The organism is Acinetobacter pollinis (assembly GCF_015627175.1).
GTDB lineage: Bacteria > Pseudomonadota > Gammaproteobacteria > Pseudomonadales > Moraxellaceae > Acinetobacter > Acinetobacter pollinis.
In genome coordinates this window covers 1-22,334 of the sequence record NZ_VTDQ01000015.1, presented here as the reverse complement: position 1 = coordinate 22,334, position 22,334 = coordinate 1, and the positions used below count along the sequence as shown (strand labels likewise).

The 22,334-nt window shown below is 37.1% G+C and carries 15 protein-coding genes and 1 pseudogene; 10 read left to right on the top strand and 6 right to left on the bottom strand.

Annotated features, from left to right (window positions below):
• Positions 1-94: 94 nt before the first annotated feature.
• Both I2F23_RS07440 and I2F23_RS07435 read right to left on the bottom strand, forming a co-directional pair.
• On the bottom strand, positions 95-1,129 hold the full coding sequence (locus tag I2F23_RS07440; RefSeq protein ID WP_195771946.1) for an SEL1-like repeat protein: 1,035 nt from the start codon (positions 1,127-1,129) through the stop codon (positions 95-97).
• A 235-nt stretch (positions 1,130-1,364) separates the two neighbouring features.
• Positions 1,365-2,141, bottom strand: coding sequence for a putative porin (locus tag I2F23_RS07435; RefSeq protein ID WP_195771945.1), 777 nt, complete (start codon positions 2,139-2,141; stop codon positions 1,365-1,367).
• 340 nt (positions 2,142-2,481) lie between these two features.
• Between I2F23_RS07435 and prfB the strand changes: the two genes are divergently transcribed.
• The 5 genes from prfB (at position 2,482) to I2F23_RS07410 (ending at position 7,270) form a co-directional block, all read left to right on the top strand.
• A protein-coding gene (gene prfB / locus I2F23_RS07430; RefSeq protein ID WP_195771944.1) for a peptide chain release factor 2 occupies positions 2,482-3,577 on the top strand; the annotation gives its coding sequence in 2 pieces (ribosomal slippage) (positions 2,482-2,553 and positions 2,555-3,577; 1,095 coding nt in all).
• Positions 3,578-3,732: 155 nt separating this feature from the next.
• Positions 3,733-4,035 (top strand): ArsR/SmtB family transcription factor, encoded by a 303-nt coding sequence (locus I2F23_RS07425; RefSeq protein WP_195771943.1) that lies wholly within the window; start codon positions 3,733-3,735, stop codon positions 4,033-4,035.
• A 36-nt stretch (positions 4,036-4,071) separates the two neighbouring features.
• Positions 4,072-5,139, top strand: coding sequence for an alkene reductase (locus I2F23_RS07420; protein WP_195771942.1), 1,068 nt, complete (start codon positions 4,072-4,074; stop codon positions 5,137-5,139).
• A gap of 146 nt (positions 5,140-5,285) precedes the next feature.
• Positions 5,286-6,563: a 3-deoxy-D-manno-octulosonic acid transferase gene (locus I2F23_RS07415; protein WP_213014686.1), complete on the top strand. Its 1,278-nt coding sequence runs from the start codon at positions 5,286-5,288 to the stop codon at positions 6,561-6,563.
• Entirely contained in the window at positions 6,560-7,270 is a 711-nt protein-coding gene (locus tag I2F23_RS07410) for a 16S rRNA (uracil(1498)-N(3))-methyltransferase (protein ID WP_195771941.1), read from the top strand. Before I2F23_RS07415 ends, I2F23_RS07410 begins: the two co-directional genes overlap by 4 nt.
• On the opposite strand, the gene I2F23_RS07405 is transcribed toward I2F23_RS07410, so the two are convergent.
• Positions 7,267-8,172, bottom strand: a complete 906-nt coding sequence (locus I2F23_RS07405; protein WP_323127194.1) for a mechanosensitive ion channel family protein — start codon at positions 8,170-8,172, stop codon at positions 7,267-7,269. The genes I2F23_RS07410 and I2F23_RS07405 overlap by 4 nt on opposite strands.
• A 413-nt stretch (positions 8,173-8,585) precedes the next feature.
• Between I2F23_RS07405 and I2F23_RS07400 the strand changes: the two genes are divergently transcribed.
• Positions 8,586-9,236, top strand: a complete 651-nt coding sequence (locus tag I2F23_RS07400; RefSeq protein ID WP_195771939.1) for a response regulator — start codon at positions 8,586-8,588, stop codon at positions 9,234-9,236.
• Positions 9,237-9,268: 32 nt separating this feature from the next.
• Here the strand turns inward: I2F23_RS07400 and I2F23_RS07395 are convergent, their stop codons facing one another.
• Positions 9,269-12,757: a hybrid sensor histidine kinase/response regulator gene (locus I2F23_RS07395; RefSeq protein WP_195771938.1), complete on the bottom strand. Its 3,489-nt coding sequence runs from the start codon at positions 12,755-12,757 to the stop codon at positions 9,269-9,271.
• 129 nt (positions 12,758-12,886) lie between these two features.
• Complete coding sequence (locus I2F23_RS07390) at positions 12,887-14,101, bottom strand: multidrug effflux MFS transporter (protein ID WP_228284795.1); 1,215 nt, start codon at positions 14,099-14,101, stop codon at positions 12,887-12,889.
• A 204-nt stretch (positions 14,102-14,305) separates the two neighbouring features.
• On the opposite strand from I2F23_RS07390, the gene I2F23_RS07385 reads away from it, so the two are divergent.
• Positions 14,306-14,803 carry an outer membrane beta-barrel protein gene (locus I2F23_RS07385; RefSeq protein ID WP_195771937.1) on the top strand — a complete coding sequence of 166 codons (498 nt, stop codon included), beginning with the start codon at positions 14,306-14,308 and terminating at the stop codon, positions 14,801-14,803.
• A gap of 42 nt (positions 14,804-14,845) precedes the next feature.
• Here I2F23_RS07385 and I2F23_RS07380 read toward each other — a convergent pair.
• Positions 14,846-15,100, bottom strand: a pseudogene (locus I2F23_RS07380) (ABC transporter ATP-binding protein); the annotation flags it as partial.
• Positions 15,101-15,191: 91 nt separating this feature from the next.
• Here I2F23_RS07380 and I2F23_RS07375 point away from each other — a divergent pair.
• The 3 genes from I2F23_RS07375 to uca all read left to right on the top strand — a co-directional run.
• Positions 15,192-16,790: a purine-cytosine permease family protein gene (locus I2F23_RS07375; protein ID WP_195771935.1), complete on the top strand. Its 1,599-nt coding sequence runs from the start codon at positions 15,192-15,194 to the stop codon at positions 16,788-16,790.
• A 102-nt stretch (positions 16,791-16,892) separates the two neighbouring features.
• Positions 16,893-18,719, top strand: a complete 1,827-nt coding sequence (atzF, locus tag I2F23_RS07370; RefSeq protein WP_195771933.1) for an allophanate hydrolase — start codon at positions 16,893-16,895, stop codon at positions 18,717-18,719.
• Positions 18,720-18,732: 13 nt separating this feature from the next.
• On the top strand, positions 18,733-22,334 hold a 3,602-nt coding region (gene uca, locus I2F23_RS07365; protein WP_195771932.1), incomplete at its 3' end, for an urea carboxylase.

Genomic DNA, 22,334 nt, shown 5'->3' with positions numbered 1-22,334 from the left:
TCTTAAGAATTACTTATGATTAGAAATTTATCATGTTTGAGGGTAAATAGTTGGCTTAGCTCAATAACTATAGCTCAAAATTTTAGAAAGTGCCTCATTTGAGGCAATCTTTTTTTATTCTCTCAATATGGTGTTTTGCATCTAAATTATTTTGACTAGCAGCTTTACTATACCACTCAAAAGCTTTTTCGTCACTTTGAGTTACACCCTCACCATTTTCATATAATACACCAAGATTATTTTGAGCATCTGAGTCTCCTTGTATGGCTCCTTTACTAAACCATAAAAAAGCATTCTCATAACTTTTTTTTACACCAACACCTTTGTAATACATTAATGCAAGATTGTTTTGAGCACTTGGATGTCCTTGTGTGGCTGCTTTGCTCAACAGCTCAAATGCTTTTGGATAATTTTTATTTATACCCAAGCCCATAATATACATTACGCCGATATTACTTTGGGCATCTAAAACACCTTGGGCAGCAGCTTTATTATATAATTTGAATGCTTTTTTATAGTTTTGATTTATACCTAACCCATTTTGATACATCCATGCAAGTTTAGTTTGGACTACAGGGTTATTAGTTCGAGCGGCTTTACTATATAGTTTAAATGCTTTTTTATAATCCTGAGGGACTCCATAACCACCTTCATACAGTACACCAAGATTAGCTTGTGCCATAGGATTATTTTGAGTAACTAACTCAGTATATAATTTAATTGCTTGATCATAATCTTTATTTAAGCCTTTACCATTTTGATACATTGATCCCATATTTATTTTCGCGATGGTATTGCCTTGATCAGCTGCCTTTTGATACCACTTTAACGCTTTTGAATAATCTTGAGCAGTACCCTGACCATTTTCATACATTGTGCCAAGATTATTTTGAGCATCTGAGTCACCTTTCATTGCTGCACTGCTACACCATTTAAAAGCTTTTTGATAATCTTGAGCTATGATTTTTCCTTCTACATATATATGAGCTAATTCATGTTGTGCTTTTGGATCACCTTTTTTTGCTAGATCTGATACATAGCCAAGTTTAATAGATTTTGCAAATCTAGAATTAAAAAGTGATAATACAGGAAGAATAATTAGGTTAAGAATATTTTTTTTTACATTCATTTATCTATGTTCTACGTTAAATAAATTAAATTATACAGATAGCCAAATTTTCAAACTATTAATATATTCTTCTTTAACTTTGAAAATCTATTTTCTTTAATAATATTAACTCTAAAAAGATAATGGTTAAATCAAGTTTGAGGATAATAAATTTTTAATGCATATAAGATATTAATAAATATACTAAGATATAAAAAAAGCCATGCGGTTGCATGGCTTTTTGAGTAAATATAGCTTAGAAGCGGTAAGACGCACCTACAGTATAAGTATTGTAGTTGTCATCGCCGAATCCAAGACGGCCATCTACACTTAGATTTTGGTTGAAGAATTTCTTCGCAGTAATTCCCCATTGATCTTGGTCAACTGATTTATCTTTTGTATAGTCAGCACCAACACTGAGTGTTTTATCGATGTAGTAGTCACCACCAACATAGTATTGTTTGTTGTTGCCGTCACCGAATACACCGCGTGCTTCTACATTGATGTCATGCTGACCTAACTGTGTTACGTATTTTGCACGTAATGTTGGATCTGCGCCGTCATCACCATCTTTCACGTCATAGCCTTGTACACCTACCGCAACCAATAGACCTGGTGCAGGAAGGTAACCGACTTCAGCGTTATAACGTGTAGTTTTGCTATCCCAGCCATAACGTTTTACTTTGTACTCATCACGTGCTACACCGCCACCTAAGTAAAAGTCCGAGTTTGGAACGTAATATTCCGCACCGATACCGTAGCTAGAGTTTTTTGTTCCGTCATTGTCACCGTATTTTACGGCAGCATTTACGTTACTTGCACGGTCTAAGAACGCAGCTTCTGCAAGTGGCGAGTTCTTTACTTGTACTGGGTTAAAGTAGTAAGTACCATTTACCCCAAACTGACTCACACCACTGCCATGATCAGGATCTAAGTAGCTATAAGTGCCTCCCACTTCGCTTTGGTAGGCATTTGCTGTTCCCGTAAATGCAAGGCCTGCAAGGATTGCAGCTGCAATAAATGTCTTTTTCATGATGATACTCCTGTGAAACTTCACATTCATCTTTTGTTACAACTTTCAGTCTATGCGAAAAAAATATACGGTCAACTAGATACACGTAATTGAAATGTACGAACGTAAGGTTTTGTAATAATATTTTTATAAAGTTTTGAAATATATAAATAATTTATATTGTTATCTTTTATTAAAAACGTTGTAAATATGTGATGTTAGCATATTTAATTTATTTTTGTATGAAAAATACACTGAATTTTCCAGTTTCGTATTTTTTGTTTGGGTGTTTATTTGATGTATCGCAAGAGCAATATGATAAAATAAGACAAATATTGAAAGTTTGTAGAGAGAAATTTACGTGGAAATTAATCCTTATCTAAACCAATTAAAAGACTTATCTGATCGTAGTGAAACATTACGGGGGTATCTTTGACTACGATCTTAAGAAAGAACGTTTAGAAGAAGTTTTACGTGAATTAGAAGATCCTTCGATTTGGAATGACCAAAGTCGTGCACAAGCAATGGCACGAGAAAAAGGTGAGTTGGAAAACGTTTTAAATGTATTAGATCAACTTGCTGAACAACTTGAAGATGCCAAAGCAATGCTAGATCTTGCAGTTGAGGCAGAAGATGAAAGCTTGCTTGAAGATGTTGAGTCAGAGCTAAATACAGCGGAAGAAGCTTTGGCGAAACTAGAATTCCGTCGAATGTTCAGTAATCCGATGGATCCAAATCCATGTTTCTTGGATATTCAAGCAGGTTCTGGTGGTACTGAAGCACAAGATTGGGCATCAATGTTATTGCGTATGTATATGCGTTGGATTGAACGCCATGGTTTTAAAGCTGAATTGATGGAAGTTTCAGATGGTGATGTAGCAGGTATTAAATCTGCGACAATTCGTGTTGAAGGTGAATTTGCATTTGGCTGGTTAAGAACAGAGACAGGTGTACACCGTCTTGTCCGCAAATCACCATTTGATAGTGGCAATCGTCGTCATACCTCGTTTAGTGCAGTGTTTGTATCTCCTGAAGTTGATGACAATATTGAAATTGACATTAATCCAGCAGATGTACGTACAGATACATATCGTGCATCGGGTGCAGGTGGTCAGCATATTAACAAAACTGACTCGGCTGTTCGTTTAACCCATACGCCAACAGGAACAGTGGTTGCATGTCAAAATGAGCGTTCACAGCATGCGAACCGTGATCGTGCTTGGAAATTACTTCGTGCAAAATTGTATGAATTAGAAATGCAAAAACGCAACGAAGCCGCGCAAGCACTTGAAGATTCTAAATCAGACATTGGATGGGGAAGTCAGATCCGTTCGTATGTACTTGACGACTCACGTATTAAAGACTTGCGTACAGGTGTGGAAAATACAAACACCACAGCAGTACTCGATGGTGATCTAGACCGATTTATTGAAGCAAGTTTGAAAAAAGGACTTTAAAGGTTACGACAATTACAAAAAGAAACGGCATTGCGTATAAATCGAAATAATTAGATATATAAATCTATTTATTTCGATATACATATCGTGTATATTCGATATTAGTGATTGTGAAGCAATGCTAACTTCTAGTAATGTCTTTAGATGGTTTGATTATGGATATTGATTTAATTAGTAAGGCACTAGCAAACCCTTTAAGACGTCAAATTTTACTTTGGCTTAAAAATCCTCATGAACACTTTTTAGCAGGTGGTTATGCAGGTGATTTACAACAGGGTGTTTGTGCAGGACAAATTGAACAACTTGGAAAAGTTGCGCAATCGACCATGTCTAATCATTTATCTGTCTTACAGAAATCAGGTTTGGTAGATGTAAAAAAACATGGTCAGTGGTCTTATTTTTCTAGAAACGAAGCATTGATTCAGCAATATATTGAACATTTACAACAAGTACTCTAATGATCTAATCATGTGTATCGCGAAGTGAGAAATATTATGGCAGATCTAAATTCGTCACTAAAAATGGGTGACCTTACTCTAAAAAACCGTTTAGTCCTTGCACCATTAACCCGCGCACGAAGTGATGAAACACGTGTACCTACAGCTTTAATGGTTGAATATTATAAACAGCGTGCGAATGCTGGCTTAATTTTAACCGAGGCAACCGTCATTGGTGCAGATGCTGTGGGCTATGCAAATACACCAGGATTGTGGAATAAAGAACAGGCAGAAGCATGGCGTCAAATTATAGACGTTGTACATGCACAAGATTCTAAAATAGTCGCACAACTTTGGCATGTTGGTCGTATTTCAGATCCGACGTTTCTTAATGGTGAAACCCCTGTTGCACCCAGTGCAATTCAACCTGAAGGGCATGTGAGTTTAGTTCGACCAATGCGTCCATATGTAACACCTAAAGCCTTAAGCGTTGCCGAAATTAAAGATATCGTAAGTGCCTATAAACGCAGCGCTGAACTTGCAAAAGAGTCTGGCTTTGACGGTGTGGAATTGCATGCGGCAAATGGTTATTTGGTTGATCAGTTCTTACAAAGTGGTACAAATACCCGTGAAGATGAATACGGTGGTAGCTTAGAAAATCGTGCAAGATTACTTCTTGAAGTGGTCGATGAGTTGGTTAAGATCTGGGGTGCTGGACGAGTTGGTGTACATATTGCGCCGCGTGGTGACTCACACGACATGCATGATGATCATCCTTTAGAAACATTTAGTTATGTTGTTAAAGAATTAAGTAAGCGCAATATTGCTTTTATTTTCTCTCGTGAGTATGAAGCCGAAGATAGTATTGGCCCTAAATTACGTGAGCAGTTTACAGGTGCTTGGATTGCAAATGAGGGTTTAACAGCAACATCTGCTAAACGGATACTTTCAGAAAATCAAGCAGATGCAGTTGCTTTTGGTAAGCTATATATTGCCAATCCAGATCTGCTTATACGTTTAACAGATAATTTACCTTTAAATGATTTAGATACTTCAACAATGTATCCAAACCCTGAAAAATCATTAGAAGCAGGTTATACAGACTATCCTATTTTAAATAAATGAAATGGTATTAGAAACGGTATAACATTGCTTTATTCATAATTAGTATGTCTATTTTAAAATCCTTTGATATAATTTCAAAAGATTTGATGGCGAGTAACTACCATTTTTTGTAGTTACTTTGCTTTAAGTAGATAAGGATTTTTTCATTGCAACCTCCGTTTTGGTATCAGCTTTTACTTCATTGTGTACAACCGCTTTATCGTTGGCGAGTTAAAAAGAGATCAAATAGTTCATCGTTGTTAGCAGATGAGTTAACACAACGATTCGGAAGTTTAGCTCCTCCTTTAAATACAAATGTCATTTGGTTCCATGCAGTATCTGTTGGAGAAACCAATGCAGCTCAACCACTGATTGAGCATTACTTAAAGCAAGGTAAAAATGTACTTGTAACCAATACAACAAAAACAGGTCAGGCAAGAGTAAAATCATTATTCGTTGAAAAATACCCATCTTCATTTCAAGCTGTTTTTTTACCTATTGATACGCAATCTCAAATTGAGAAATTCTTAAGCCAGTATCAACCTAAAATTTTACTTCTAATGGAAACTGAGCTATGGCCTAATTTACTTGCCATGACAGCTAAAAAAGGTATTCCTCAACTCTTATTAAATGCAAGGCTCTCGGAAAAATCTGCCCGTGGCTACGCTAAATTTAAGCGTTTAACTCAACCGATGCTTGAACAGCTAAGTTGGATTGCAACGCAAGATGAAGCAACTTATAAGCGATTTGCATCTTTGGGAAAAAAGACGGATGCAATGAGCATAGTAGGTAATATTAAATTCGATATTCAACCTCCCGAGCAAGCATTGAAGCAGGCAGAAGCGTTATATCAGGACTGGCAATTGCATCATCGAAAAATTATAGTTTTGGCCAGTACACATGCAGATGAAGAAAAAAATATTTTAAATGCATTCATACCTTACTTTAAACAAGATCCTCAATTACTTTGTGTTGTTGTACCACGCCATCCTGAGCGGTTTGATGAGGTATATCAGGTGATTAAAGATTTAGGTTTAAATGTTCAACGCCGTAGCTCACAACAATCTGTAGAGAAAAATACGCAAGTTTATTTAGCAGACAGTATGGGAGAGTTATGGCTTTGGTATGCACTTAGCCAAGTGACTTATGTGGGTGGATCATTAAATGAGCCTGGGGGTGGACATAATATTCTTGAACCTATTGCAGTAAATGTAGCGACAATATTAGGTAAAAATTATTTTAATTTTCAAACGTTGGTGGATGAGTTTGTTTCACATCATGCTATACAAGTCGTTAACTCTCCAGAAGAAGCGGCAGATGTACTCTATCGGCTTCTAGAAAATACCCAACAGCGTCAGGAGATGGTTAAGCAAGCCAATAAAATATTAAAAAAGAATCAAGGCTCCGTCCTCCGTCATATTCAATTAATTGATCAATTTCTATGAATATTGTTTTATTAGAAGAATCTGAAAAAAATAAAACATGTTGGATGATCCGAGATCAAAGACAGTTGGCACATATTTGTACCCATTTGAAGGCGAAGGTTGGCGATACATTAAAAATTGGTATAAAAAATGGTCCTCGATACGTTGCTGAGATCGTGACCATAGCACCGAAAGAAATACAAATAAAAGCTTTAAAAAATGTATCTGTTCCTGAAAAACATCCAATTACACTAATTGTTGCTTTACCTCGACCGAAAGTCTTGCGTCGTTTAATTATGGATAGCGTAACACTTGGTGTGGAGAAAATTATTTTATTGCATAGCTTTCGAGTAGATAAAAGTTATTGGCAGAGCCCATTTTTAAAGCAAATAAATGATTATGTTACGCTAGGGCTCGAACAGGCGGGGGATACCTACGTACCTCAGGTTGAGTGTTATCAAAGGTTCAAACCATTTGTAGAGGATATACTTCCTCAGCTTATTCAGCAAAAAGATTGGGCCTATGTGGCACATCCTTATGTGGAAAATACTTTGCCCAAAGAGATTGTCTCTAAGAACGGTATAATTATAATTGGGCCTGAAGGTGGATTTATCCCTTATGAAGTTGATTTACTTATAAAAAACGGTTGCCAAGCGATTCAATTTGGCAACCGTATACTTAGAACAGAAACAGCAGTTTCTTATTTACTTGGACGCTTGTCTGTTTAAGATTGACCTTCTATAGCTTTAATAGGCGCTTGAGTAATTTGTTCTTGAATTGGATATGGAATGCTAATATTGTTTTTCGCAAACGCAGCAACTACCAACTCCTGAATTTCACTAATTGAATTATTAATCGCAACTTTATTGGTATCGATCCACCAACGAATATTGATATTAATTGCAAAGTCACCTAATGCAGTTACGTTAACGATACTCGCAGGCTGATTAAGTACCCCTTTGTTTTCTTCTAAAATTTTAAGAATAACGTCTTTTGCTTTTTGAATATCATCTGTATAACCGATACCAACATTAAATTCACAGCGGCGTTGTGTATACGCAGTGACGACGGTAATTGAGCTGGTATAAACAGTTGCATTTGGAATAACAAGACGGCGACCATCATATGAGCGTAACGTTGTTGCACGAATTTGAATATCTTCAACAGTCCCTTCTAAACCATTACATACAATCGCATCACCAATACGGAAAGGTTCACTCAGTAAAATAAGAATTCCTGAGAGTAGGTTTTGAAAAATATCTTTAAATGCAAAACCGATAGCGACCGAACCAATCCCTAAAGCGCTCATAAGTTGGCCAGGAGTAAAGCCAGGAATAGCAATAACGAGGGCGATGAGGAAGCCAAAGAAAATAATAAATGTGCTACCAACACGGTTAAGTACCAGTACTAAATTTTGTTTTGCATAAGGACGATTTGAGAGTGCCTTTGCCACAAAAATCTTAAATACTTTAGAAAGTAACCAAAATATAATAAAGACAATTATAGCGATACAAAGGTAGGGAACACGCTCCCAAAAGCTATTAACGATACGGTCGATGGTCAGATACGCATCATGATATTGACCACTTTGACTGAACATATTTGCAGCTTTATTGCCTGCATTTGTTATGACGTTTTGTTCTGCCACAATTTTTCTCAAAAATGATAAAGTTAAATATATTGTGCCTTAATCCATAAATAAATTTAACTCTTTAATTACATAAACCATATGAAAATGAGTAAAGATTTTTAATTTGAATAAAAAGTGTATTTTGGTTTACTTATTAGACAATAAGTCCTAGATTTTACTGCTATATGGTTCACGTAGTAATTGAATAATCGCTCGCTTTATATAATAAACTATATAAAAAACATAACCTTGCGTAAATACTTGAGAATTTAAAGAAAAACTATGATAAAAAATAAGGGTTTTTTATGATGAAACTAGATACAAACCGTAAAAAATCTGTAATATTAACAGGGCTACTTTTATAGTAATGCTCACGTTTTTGCACACATTCAACAGACATGGCCAAACGTATTATGAATATACTAATCGTTGATGACCACCCCTTATTTCGCCATGCTTTAATTCAAGCTGTGCGTCATGGTCTACCACAAGCTCAGATTCAAGAAAAAGCAACTGTTAAAGAATTCTACGAATATCTTGAAAGTGGCGCAGAACCAGATTTAGTTTTACTAGATTTAAACTTACCAGGTGCTTCTGGGTTTTCAGCACTGGTGCATGTACGTGCACAATTTCCTGCTATTCCAATAGTTGTTGTTTCTGCACATGAAGAAACTTCAATTATTCGTCGTGCTATTGCGCATGGTGCAATGGGTTATATTCCAAAGTCTGCAAATCCAAGTCATATTAGTGAAGCAATTGTTGAAGTCCTTGAAGGTGAGATATGGCTACCTGCCAACTTACCAACCCAAGATATGAATGATGCTTGTAGTAACGACGAGGCCATACTTGCTGAACGTATTCAATCTCTCACACCACAACAATTTCGCGTATTAATGATGGTGGCAGAAGGTCTATTAAATAAACAAATTGCTTATGAGCTAGATGTTTCTGAAGCAACCATTAAAGCCCATGTAACTGCTATTTTTAGAAAATTGAACGTACAAAATCGAACACAAGCAGTACTTGCGATCGGTGCATTAAAAATTACAGAAAAGACCATATAACAAGAAAAAAGCGAGGTGAGTCCTCGCTTTTCTTATTCAATTTTTAATCTAGAAATCCATGCACGCATTGATGCAGGTTTAAGCGGTTTCTTTAATAGTGTAATGTCTAAGGTCTTCAGGCGCTGTGGTAACTCTGGATCAGAGTCAGCTGTAATCAGAGCAACTGGAACATTATATTTTTTCCTATTTTTTTCAATAAAATCTAGGCCTCTTTTGTGGTTATTTAAATGTTGGTCGACCAACCAAATCTGAATATTTTCTTTTTCAATAATTGCTTCTGCTTCTTCTGGCTCTCTGGCTTTAAATACCTGATACCCCCATTTCGTTAATAGTGTAACCATTCCTTCTAAGATGGCTTCGTCATTATCTAAACATAAAATAGTATAATGATGATGATTGGTCGTTACAGTTGGAACACTCGCCGATGCTTGTTTTGGTGCAGATGTGATCGGCACTTCAATCATAAAGCATGAGCCTTGATTAAGTTCACTATATACATATACTGGGTAATCAAGCATATGTGTCATACGTTGAACGATGGCCAAGCCAAGTCCAAGTCCTTGTTCGCCCCATGGTGATGTATGTCCACAGCGTTCGAACTCTTGAAAAAGCTTTTGTCTTTGCACTTCGGAAATACCAGGTCCTGTATCCCAAACACCAATACGAATATGTTTAGGTTGAGAAGCACTTCTTAGTACCCCTACGACAATTTTGCCTTTTGCAGTATAGCGTAATGCATTACTGACAAAATTTTGAATAATGCGACGGATCCATTGTTGGTCGGTATCAATCCAAAATTTGGCATCGTGAACATGAAACGTAATTCCACGCTGTGCAGCAATAGATTGGAATTGCATTTTTAAATCGCTGAGTAGGTCGTGCAGAGGGTAGGCTTGACGTTTCGGTTGAATGGTTCCACCTTCTAATCTCGCAATATCGAGTAGGGCAGAAAGCATACTTTCAGCACCGTAGAGAGCACGGTCGAGTTGCTGCAATGTTTTGCGATCTTCTTCTTGATGAATGCTTTGCTCGAGCGCCGTACTGAATAAACGTGCTGCATGCATAGGTTGGAGAAGATCATGGCTAGCAGCAGCGATAAATCGGCTTTTCGACATATTAGCCGTGTCTGCCTGTTTACGTGCTAGTTGTTGCTCAGTAAGTGCATTTTTTAATTGTTGTGTTCGTTCATTCACACGTGCTTCTAATATCGCTTCTGCTTCTTTAAATGGCGTGATATCTGCAAATGTAGTCACAAATCCTCCGCCAGTAATTGGGTTACCTCTAATCTGAATCACTTTGCCATCTTTACGCACTCTTTCATATTCATGTGGACTACCCACCTGCATCCAATGAATACGTTTACGTACGTGTTCTTCGACAGGTCCAGGGCCACATTCACCACGCTCTGCGTTATAACGGATGAGATCTGCTACAGGACATCCCACATAAACCAGTTCTTGGGGGTAGCCAAATAAAGTTAAGTATTGTGTATTCCATGCAACAAGGCACATATTCGCATCCACAACACTGACGCCTTGTGCCATGTGGTCAATCATGGTCATGAGTAAGTTTTGGCTAAAACGTTGCCATTGTGAAGCTTGATCCAGAATATTGGCGACTTGAGCAACGCCCAACCCATTATTAACCAATGCTGTCTTGAGTAATGTCCGTGCAGATGCAGCGCCAATGGTACTTGCGAGGTATTGTTCTGTAAAACGCCACCAAATACCATTAGCAATATGGTTTAAATTGAGAACCAAATGATAGCGTTTGGCAAATTTTTCAAAAGCTTGTTTGGCTTGTTTTTCACCTGTGACACGGCCTGCCAATGCCAATAAGTCTGCAACTTTTAAACGATGGCTGTCTGTATTGAAATAGTTTGCATCTTCTGATTGTTGCTTAGATGGTAAAACTTTTGATTCGTAATAAAAAAAACTTTCTGCTTGAATTTGTTCAGCTAAACTTGGACGGTATATACGAGAAATCCAGACATAGAATAGAACATTGAGTCCTAAAGACCACAAAACACCATGTGTAAGTGGTGCAAGTGAAGAAAAACCGAATAAGGCCTCTGGGCGAAGGATATAAAGACCAAATAGCCCATCTGTTAAAATACGGTGATCTAATGAAAATTGTGCAGGTGAAACATGCTTTAAAATTGTTGGTAATAAGAGTGTATACCCCCACATTATAAAGCCAACAATTAGCCCGACATAGACGCCTTGTTTACTGCCTCCTCTCCAATATAATCCGCCAATGAGAGCAGGTGCAAATTGTGCGACTGCTGTAAAAGCAAGAAGGCCTAATATAGACAATTGATCGACGCTATCAAATACGTGATAGAACAGAAAACCTAAAACCATTACAAAGACAATAGAGATACGTCTTGCAAATTTAAGGACTTTTGGCAGTCTCTCATCGTGTCTAGATATAATCCCTAAACGCCACATCGCAGGCATAATCAGATCGTTGGTCAGCATGGTTGAAATAGCTACAGAGGAAACAAGAAGCATGCCTGTAGATGCTGAAAACCCACCTAAGAAAGCAAGAAGTGCCAGCCATTCATGTTGATAATTGAGAGGGAGTGTGAGAACAGCAATATCTGGAATACCAAATAAACTAATGTCAGAGTGTAGTGCCCAACTCGCAATTGGAAAAATCGCAATCGCTGTTAAAATAAGGTAAAGAGAAAACCATTTTCTAGCACCTTTAATATGTTGTTCATCTCTAAGTTCGACAACAGCCACATGAAACTGACGTGGTAAGCAAATCATGGCCAATGCCGCTAAAATGGTCTGTGTCCAAAAAGTTTCAGGCACTCCTGAAACTTGCATATTGTTATATTGTTGTTTTAAATCATGTGCGATCAGATGGAGGCTGTTTGGGTGTGCAAAAATAAAAAATAAGGCGACACAAAGTAAGGCAAATATTTTTACAAATGATTCAATTGCAACAGCTAGCATTAGGCCCGCATGTTGTTCTGTATTTGAAACTTGCCGTGTACTAAAAATCATGGAAAGCATGACCATGATTGTTGTTAAAAAAAGAACGATATTGGTAGTTAAATGCACAGAGCCAGTTTCTGGTAAAATTGCAACAGTACTTAAGGAAATTGCCCGAAGTTGTAAAGCTAGATAGGGCACTGTACCGACAACAGATAAAATAGTGACCATTGCAGCCAATGCACCACTTTTACCATAGCGTGCAGAAATAAAATCAGAAATAGAGGCAATAGAATGGTGTTGCCTTATTCTACCGATACGTCGCCAGACGTAATAACCAAAACTAATAAAAAATAGTGGTCCCAAGTAAATCGGGAGATAGTTTAGACCATGGCGAACGGCTTCTCCTACACCTCCATAGAATGTCCAAGAGGAGCAATAGACACCAAGTGTTAAGCTAAATAGTAGCATTCTACGCTTTGCACTCAAATGCATGGCATACTTTTCACCAAAGATTGCACAGATAAAAAGAATGGAGATATAGAGAATGAGTGTGCCAATAATCAGTAAACTATTCATGGTAACCTAAAGGATCCAGATATATTTGCATCATAAATGCTGAATATAAATAAGAGTGGATTTAGAAAATAATTAATTTTTTAATACCAGTACAGTATAGCAACTGGTATTTTTATTGGCTTGCAATATTTATACATGCTTAATTTTGTGGACTAAGCCGACGCCAATGATGCTATAAATTAACATTACAATACACACTGAAACTTCGATATTAAATGGAATAAAAGACAATAATACCCCAGAAATTAAACCGAATAAAAATTGCAAAGAGCCAAGTAAAGCACTTGCTTGACCCGCCTGATGGCCTTGCTCTGCCAATGCGAGAACAGTAGCGTTGGGGCCTACAAAACCAACAGCAGCAACGATCGGAAATAAACCTAACATAATTGTTACAGTTGAAAGTGCATGAGAAAAAATAACAGCTGTAAGTATGAGTGCGCCTAATAGTTGCAAAGAAGATCCAAGTTTAAGCAGTTGCAATGGGCGATACCGTTTAAGTAGGACTCGGTTTAGATTTGATGCAAAAATAATACCGCAAGAATTAATACCAAATAAAATAGAAAATAAGATTGTAGATGCATGAAGCTGATCCATAATTACTTCAGATGCACTATTAATATACGTAAACATCATGCCCATTAAGATTCCACTTGCAACAGATGGAATAATAAATGTGCGATTCTTAAATAGCTGTATATAAGTGGATGTTGCTGAAACAAAAGTATGTTTTTTTCTTTTTTCTACAGGTAATGTTTCTGGCAGTTTAAACCATGCAAGAATAAAACTTATACCACCAAGGATAAATAAAAAAAGAAAAATAATACGCCAATGTAGGAAATATAAAATAAGGCTGCCGAAAAGAGGAGCAAGTATGGGAGCTAGTCCCTGTACAATCATAAGTGCAGAAAATGCTTGTGCAGCATCGGTGCCACTTAAAGTATCACGTATTGCAGAACGAGCAACCACTACACCTACACATCCACCCAGTGCTTGAGCAATACGTGCAAGCAGGAGAATATCAAGTTGCGTTGCGAAAATACAGAGCAAACTGGCAATAAGATAAAGGCCTAATCCAAAAAATAAAGGTCTTCTTCTTCCAAAGTGATCTGTAATAGGGCCATAGATCAGTTGCCCGAAAGCAAGTCCCATAAAATAAGCAGGAAGTGTACTGGCTACTTGACCACTTGTTACAGATAAATCTTTTGCCATGAGTGGTAAAGCTGACAAGTACATATCTATTGAAAATGGGCCAAGAGCAGTAAGTGTTGCAAGAACAAAAATCCAAGTAAGCTGGTAGGGTCGACTGTGCATAAGCGGTAATATAAAGATAAAGATTTTTATCATGATAATACATTTAAGTTATTAAAATAATTCTTGTATATCAATATATTAAGTGATTAATTGTTTTTTTATATTTTTTAAAATTAGATACTTTAATCACTTTAAATAACATAAAATTGCATAAATACAACAAATTAGATAATATTGATAACTGGTTATCTATATTTATAGATTTCCTATTCTTTTTTGAATTAATGGAATTTTAAAGTGAAAAAGCTACTTTTATTATCTTTATTAGGGGCAATGGGTTTAACTGGCGCAAATGCTGCAAACCTTATGGACTTTTCAAACATGAAGCCATATGTAGGTGCAGGCTATACATATCAAACACAAGATGACGTTAACCTCCACTTTTTAGGTTTAAATGGTGGTGTACAGCTGAATGATTTTCTTGGTTTAGAAGCTTTTTGGAATAAATCTACAAATGAGCCATTAAAAGGTGAAAAGCTTGATGTTCAATACTACGGTGCTGGTATTACTGGTCAGTATCCTTTAGTAGATCAAGTATATGCAAAGGGTCTAGTTGGCGTTTCAGTAATGAAAGCAGATTATGGTTATGACGAAAGAACAGAGTCTGGTGTGATTGCCCAGTTAGGTCTTGGCTATAACTTCAACAAAAATGTTGCAGCGGAAGTTTCTTATACACACCAAAGTCCATTCTCTGGCGTAGACGGTGTAAATGTACAAGTAAAATATAAATTCTAAAATAAAAAAGAAACGCATGTTTAAAATACATGCGTTTCTTGTTTAAAAATCTTTAGGAATTGCTTCGAGTAATTTCTGAGTATAAGGGTGCTGAGGATGTTTGTATAAGTCGTCTGAGTTTGCAATTTCTACAATATCTCCATGATGCATGACCATCACTTGATCAGAAATATATTTTACAACAGATAAATCGTGAGATATAAAAATATAGCTTAATCCATACTCATCTTGTAATTCTTGGAGTAAGTTTAGAACTTGTGCTTGAACAGAGACATCTAGTGCAGAAACAGATTCATCGTAAGTCATCATTTAAAATTCATATAACAAATGGTTTTGGCATATTCATTGCTTTTTTAACCACTCATTCTTTGAGTTGGGTTGAAGAGGCATGGAAAAATATGAGTATGTAGAGGAACGGCCAAATAAAGCAGCCAATGAAACATTAGAAGATTATACCTTAAGGTATGCACCTTATAGCTTCCGCCGTTGGAGTCCGAAAGTTGTTGCAATTACTGCACTTGGAGGAATTGCATATTTAGCAGACTTTTCAATTGGTGCAAGCATTGGCATGACTTATGGCACAACCAATGCAATCTATTCTATTTTGTTTGCTGCAATCATTATATTTATCACAGGCATTCCACTGTCCTATTATGCAGCGCGTTATAACATCGATTTAGATTTAATTACACGTGGTGCAGGTTTTGGCTACTTTGGATCTGTAATTACAAGTATCATTTTTGCGAGTTTTACATTTATTTTCTTTGCGCTTGAAGGCTCTATTATGGCGCAAGGTTTATTGTTAGGGCTGGGAGTTCCCTTATGGTTGGGCTATTTAATTTCAACTATTATGGTTATCCCCTTAGTCATTTATGGTATGAAAGCCCTTAGTAAGTTACAGGTATGGACAACACCGATTTGGCTTATTTTAATGATTGGTCCTGTAGCTTATTTAATTTATCAAGAACCGACTTTAGTTCAATCATTTACTATATTTGCAGGTCAAAAAGGTTATGCACCAGGCGATCTTGCGGCAATTATGCTAGGTGCAGGTATTTGTTTGTCTTTAATTATGCAAATTGGTGAACAAATTGATTACTTACGATTTATGCCTGCAAAAACAAAAGAAAATAGTAAATCTTGGTGGATGGCAGTCATTTCTGCAGGTCCGGGTTGGGTAATATTAGGTGCAATCAAGCAAATTATTGGTGCATTTTTAGGTTTTTATTTATTTACAAAGATTCCGGGTGTTGATGCCACTGAACCTGTACAACAGTTCAATGCAGCATTTCATGATATGTTGCCGGGTTGGCTCGCACTTGCGCTGGCGGTTATTTTAGTTGTCATTTCACAAATTAAAATTAATGTGACGAATGCCTATTCAGGCTCTCTTGCATGGACCAGTGCATATACACGCGTAAGTAAAAAGTATCCAGGCAGAATCATCTTTGTTTTATTTAATTTAGTGGTTGCCTTGGTCTTGATGGAAGGCAATATGTTTGCAGTATTAGGAAAGATTTTAGGATTTTATTCTAACTTTGCAATTGCTTGGGTTGTGGTCGTCGCAACAGATATTGCAGTAAATAAATATTTACTTAAGTTATCTCCAAAAGAGCCTGAATATAGACGTGAAATGTTATACGACTTTAATCCTGTGGGATTAGTTTCCTTTCTGATGGCTGCTGGTTTGTCTTTATTGGCATTTTTCGGGTTTCTTGGCAGTTTTTTATCTTCATATTCACCTTTAATTGCTTTGGTTGTAGGTTTTGTTCTTACACCAGTCATTGGGGTATTAACAAAAGGAAAATACTATATTAAACACGAACACGATGGTATTCATGAGCCAAGATTTGATGAAGAGGGATCACCAACAGCAACATCGTATATGTGTTTAGCGTGTGATCAAGAATATGAAAGACCAGATGTCATGTATTCACATAAACATCATGGCGTGATTTGTTCTCTTTGTAAAACGATGGAAAAGTAACTTAATTTTTTCATACTCAACTTGTATACGGTTATTCATTAATTATTTGGCACATATTGTGCTTATTAAAAATATAACTTGTATACAAGATGGGATTCAATCATGACATTAGATCAGATTTGCGGATGGACAATCCAAGATTGGCAACATGCCTATAAGACTAAAGAAATAAAAATAGAAGATTTAATTCAAATTATTCAACAGATTAATTTAGAAGATACAGCATGGATTTCAATTGCATCGGATGAGCAAATACAAGCTCAGATTCAAGATATTAAAAACTCTGACATAGACGATTCTGAAAACATATATACACATTTTCCACTGTATGGCATTCCTTTTGCAGTAAAAGATAACATTGATGTAGAAGGTTTTGTATCTACGGCTGCATGTCGTGCACTTAAAGAGGTCGCTTTAGAAGATGCAACTGTGGTTAGAGCATTAAAGAAAGCGGGTGCCATTGTTGTGGGAAAAACTAATTTAGACCAGTTTGCAACAGGTTTAGTTGGTACACGGTCTCCTTATGGTGCAGTTCCTAATACATTTAAGAAAGATTATGTCAGTGGTGGCTCAAGTTCGGGTTCGGCAAGTGTTGTTGCAAGAGGGGTAGTCCCATTTGCTTTAGGCACAGATACCGCAGGCTCTGGTCGGGTTCCTGCAGGATTTAATAATATTGTGGGTTTAAAACCTACAAAAGGTCGTTTCTCTAATTTTGGTTTACTACCTGCATGTAAAACTATCGATTGTATTTCTATATTTGCTTTGACTGTCCAAGATGCAGCATACGTTGCAGATTTTATGGAAGCATATGATATGAAGGACAGTTACTCGAGAGAAAACCCAAATACAGCACCTGCGAGCTTTTCATCAAATCTAACATTTGCCATTCCTCGTGTTTTAGAGTTTTTTGGTGACCAATATGCGGAAGAAGCCTTTAGTACATCTATTGAAACATTAAAAGCTTTGGGTGTATCTATTGTTGAAATAGATTTTTCACCTTTTGAAAAATTAGCAAAACAGCTTTATCAGGGTGCTTGGGTTGCAGAAAGAACAACGGCTGTAGAGCACATTTTAGAAAATCATAAGCATGACTTTGATGCAGTTGTTCTAGAAATTGTTGAAAAAGGCTATGACTATACCGCAGTAGATGCTTACAAAGCGGAGTATTTAAAGCAAGACTTAACTCGTCAAATTCAAGAGATATTGGCGACAGTAGATGCACTCTGTGTGCCGACTTCACCCACAATTTATACCATTGAGCAAATGAAAAATAATCCGATTAAGTTAAATGCTCAGTTTGGTACATATACCAATTTTACCAATTTGGCAGACTTGAGTGCTTTGGCTTTGCCTTCTCATTTTAGAGAAGATGGTTTGCCCTTTGGTATTACATTTATTGCACCTGCTTGGTATGACACTGCATTGGCAGACTTTGGTATACGTTGGCAGAATCATCTTGCACTTCAACTTGGAGCGACCAGTAAATCCTATGATGTGATCGCAAAGGATTTACCTCTTTCTAAACATCATATTCGTGTTGCAGTAGTTGGCGCTCATTTAACAGGAATGCCTTTAAATTTCCAATTAACATCACGTCAAGCTGTACGCCGTGAGGTGACTAAAACAGCTTCAAATTATTCACTCTACGCATTAAATGGCACTGTACCACCAAAACCAGGACTGGCTAGAGATATTGAAGGTGGAAGTTCTATTGTTGTCGAGCTTTGGGATATCCCTATGGCGAGATTTGGTGAATTTGTTGCAGAAGTTCCAACACCTTTGGGTATTGGAAATGTAGAGCTTGAAGATGGTCGATGGGTAAAAGGATTTATTTGTGAGCCCTACGGCTTGGAAAATGCAGAAAACATTACTCAGTTTGGTGGCTGGCGTGCCTATATTCAACACATCAATTCATCACATCAGGCATAAAAAGGGGTTCCAAATGTTTCATACAGTTCTTGTTGCAAACCGTGGTGAAATTGCTGTTAGAGCAATTCGTACATTAAAAAAATTGGGGATTCGAAGTGTTGCTGTTTATTCAGATACAGATCGCTATACACAACATGTTTTAGATGCCGATATTGCAATTTCTTTAGACGGAATAAAACCTTCTGATACTTATTTAAACATTGAAAAACTGATTCATATTGCACATAAAACAGGTGCACAAGCAATTTTTCCGGGTTATGGATTTTTATCTGAAAGTGCTGATTTCTCTCGTGCATGTGAAGAAAATAATATTGCATTTATGGGGCCGACAGCTTATCAAATTTTAGAGTTTGGATTAAAGCATCGTGCGCGTGAGTTGGCTGCCCTTGCCAATGTGCCAATGACACCAGGAACAGGGCTATTAAGTAGTCTAGATGAAGCAAAGACAGCTGCTGAAGAAATTGGTTATCCAATTATGCTTAAAAGTACAGCAGGAGGTGGAGGAATTGGATTAACACGCTGTGATAATGAACAAGAGCTAATCGATGCCTATGAAAGTGTTAAGCGCTTAGGTGAGCAATTTTTTAAAGATGCAGGTGTCTTTCTAGAGCGTTTTATAGATAAAGCAAGACATGTTGAAGTTCAAATTTTTGGAGATGGTCAAGGGCAAGTCGTCGCACTTGGAGAAAGAGATTGTTCACTGCAACGCCGTAACCAAAAAATTGTCGAAGAAACGCCAGCTGCAAATTTACCAGAAGATACGCGCCAAAAACTACATCAAGCAGCCATACAACTTGGCCAGTCTGTAAACTACCGAAGCGCAGGTACTGTAGAGTTTATTTATGATGCCATTCGAGATGAGTTTTACTTTCTAGAGGTAAATACACGGTTGCAAGTTGAGCATCCTGTGACAGAAATGGTGACAGGCTTAGATCTTATTGAATATATGCTTAAAGTCGCTTCACATGATGACATTGATTGGGAGTATTTGGCACAGCTTAAACCACAAGGGGCTGCCATTGAGGTACGTATTTATGCAGAAGATCCAGTAAGAAACTTTCAACCGAGTCCGGGTGTACTCACAGAGGTGTATTTTCCAGAAGATGTTCGAGTAGACACTTGGGTAAAAACGGGTACTGAAATCTCTCAATATTTTGATCCAATGATTGCAAAAATTATTGTTCATGGGAAAGACAGAGCAGAAGCCATTGCAAAACTTAAGCAGACACTTACAGAAACTCGTCTAAATGGAATCAGTACCAATTTAGATTATGCACGAGAAATTATTTCAGACCATCGTTTTAAAGACATGAGCATATGGACAAGGATGCTCGATAGTTTTGTGTATACACCTAGGGCTATTGAAGTAATTGATGCGGGTACGTTAAGTTCTATACAAGATTATCCAGGACGTGTTGGTTATTGGGATATAGGTGTACCACCTTCCGGACCTATGGATGATTTTGCATTTCGACTTGCCAATCAAATTGTTGGTAACTCTGAAAGCGCAGCAGGTTTTGAGTTTACACTTAAAGGTCCAATACTTAAGTTTCATGCCGATACAGTAATTGCTTTAACAGGTGCTCCTTGTGAAGCAACACTAGATGGACATAAAATTAATTTTTGGCAACCTATAAGTATAAAATCTGGGCAAACTCTTGAATTGGGTTATGTTTCTTCAGGTTGTCGCACGTATTTATCTGTGCGTCATGGTTTAGATATTCCATTGTATTTGGGAAGCCGTTCAACCTTTGCACTTGGAAACTTTGGAGGTCATGCAGGTCGTACACTCCGCATGGGAGATACGATTAAAATGGTACACCCAGAGTTACTCACTCATGATGTAGATCTGACGTATCAAGCACCTCAAGCAATGTCTGAAATACTTATTCCTGATTATGGTAATGAGTGGCGAATTGGTGTGTTATATGGGCCACATGGTGCGCCGGACTTTTTTAAACAAGAATATATTGAAGAATTTTTTGCATCGGAATGGACCGTTCATTTTAACTCAAATCGTTTAGGCATTCGTTTAACAGGACCAACACCGAGTTGGGCACGAGAAAATGGTGGAGAAGCAGGGCTTCATCCATCGAATGTGCATGACTGTGAGTATGCAATTGGAGCAATTAATTTTACTGGAGATTTTCCTGTAATCTTGGCAAAAGATGGACCAAGCTTAGGAGGATTCGTTTGTCCAGTAACCATTGCAAAAGCAGAACTATGGAAGGTTGGACAGTTAAAGGCAGACGATAAAATTTCTTTTTATCCTCTAACGGTAAATCAAGCAAATCAACTTGAAAGAGATCAATTAACAGTTATTCAAAATTTCTCAGACAGTCAAGTGCGAGTAGGCTTAAAGGATGTTCTTGAGAAAAGTTTGGGAACAACAATATTGGCAAAGAGGGAGGCTACATCTGTTTCTCCAAAAGCAATTTATCGTCAGGCAGGAGACAGTTATATATTGCTCGAATACGGAGAAAATGTTCTTGATTTATCACTTCGTTTGCGTGTGCATCAACTCATTCAAATGATTCGTGAATTAGATCTCACTGGTGTATTAGAGTTATCACCTGGGGTTCGATCTCTCCAAATTAAATATGATGGTTTAATCATTTCACAAGCTAAGTTAATTCAGGAGCTCATCTCTTTAGAAGATAAAATGGGAGATTTAAGCCAGATTAAAATCCCTTCTCGTATAGTGCATTTACCAATGGCATTTGAAGATAGTGCCACTTTAGGTGCTGTAGAACGCTATCAAGAAAGTGTATGTGCAAAAGCACCTTGGTTGCCTAATAATGTAGATTTTATACAGAGAATTAATGGTTTAGAACATAGAGATCAAGTTAAAGATATTTTATTTGAAGCAAACTATTTAATTCTTGGTTTGGGGGATGTTTATTTGACAGCACCTTGCGCTGTGCCTATTGATCCTCGCCATCGTTTACTCAGTTCGAAGTATAATCCTGCACGCACATTTACAGCTGAAGGCACTGTGGGAATAGGTGGAATGTACATGTGTATTTATGGCATGGATTCGCCTGGTGGCTATCAGTTGGTTGGTCGTACTTTACCAATTTGGAATAAATTTAAGAAAAATAAGCAATTTGAAAATAAAGAATGGTTTTTACAGTTTTTTGATCAAATCAAGTTCTTTGAAGTGTCTGAAACTGAATTAGATCAATGGTGTTCCGATTTTGAAAATGGTCTTATACACATTGATATTGAGGAGACAACATTTGATTATGCGGAGTATTGCCAGTTTTTAAAGGACGAAGAAGACAGCATTGATATATTTCAGAGGCAACAAAAAGTAGCATTTCATGCTGAAGTAGAGCGTTTGAAAGATGAGGTTGTTTCCTCAAATGAAATCATTCAAGATAAATATATTGCTCAAGACTTTAGTCAATATACAGCAGTGAATGCTTCTATGACGGGAAATATTTGGAAAGTATTGGTTCATGAAGGTCAATATGTGAAGAAGAATGACACTATTGCAATTATTGAAGCCATGAAGATGGAATTGCCAGTATATGCATCGGAAGATGGTCAGGTCAAAGCAATTGTTTGTCATGCTGGTCAAACGGTACATGGTGGAGAACCACTGATTTATAT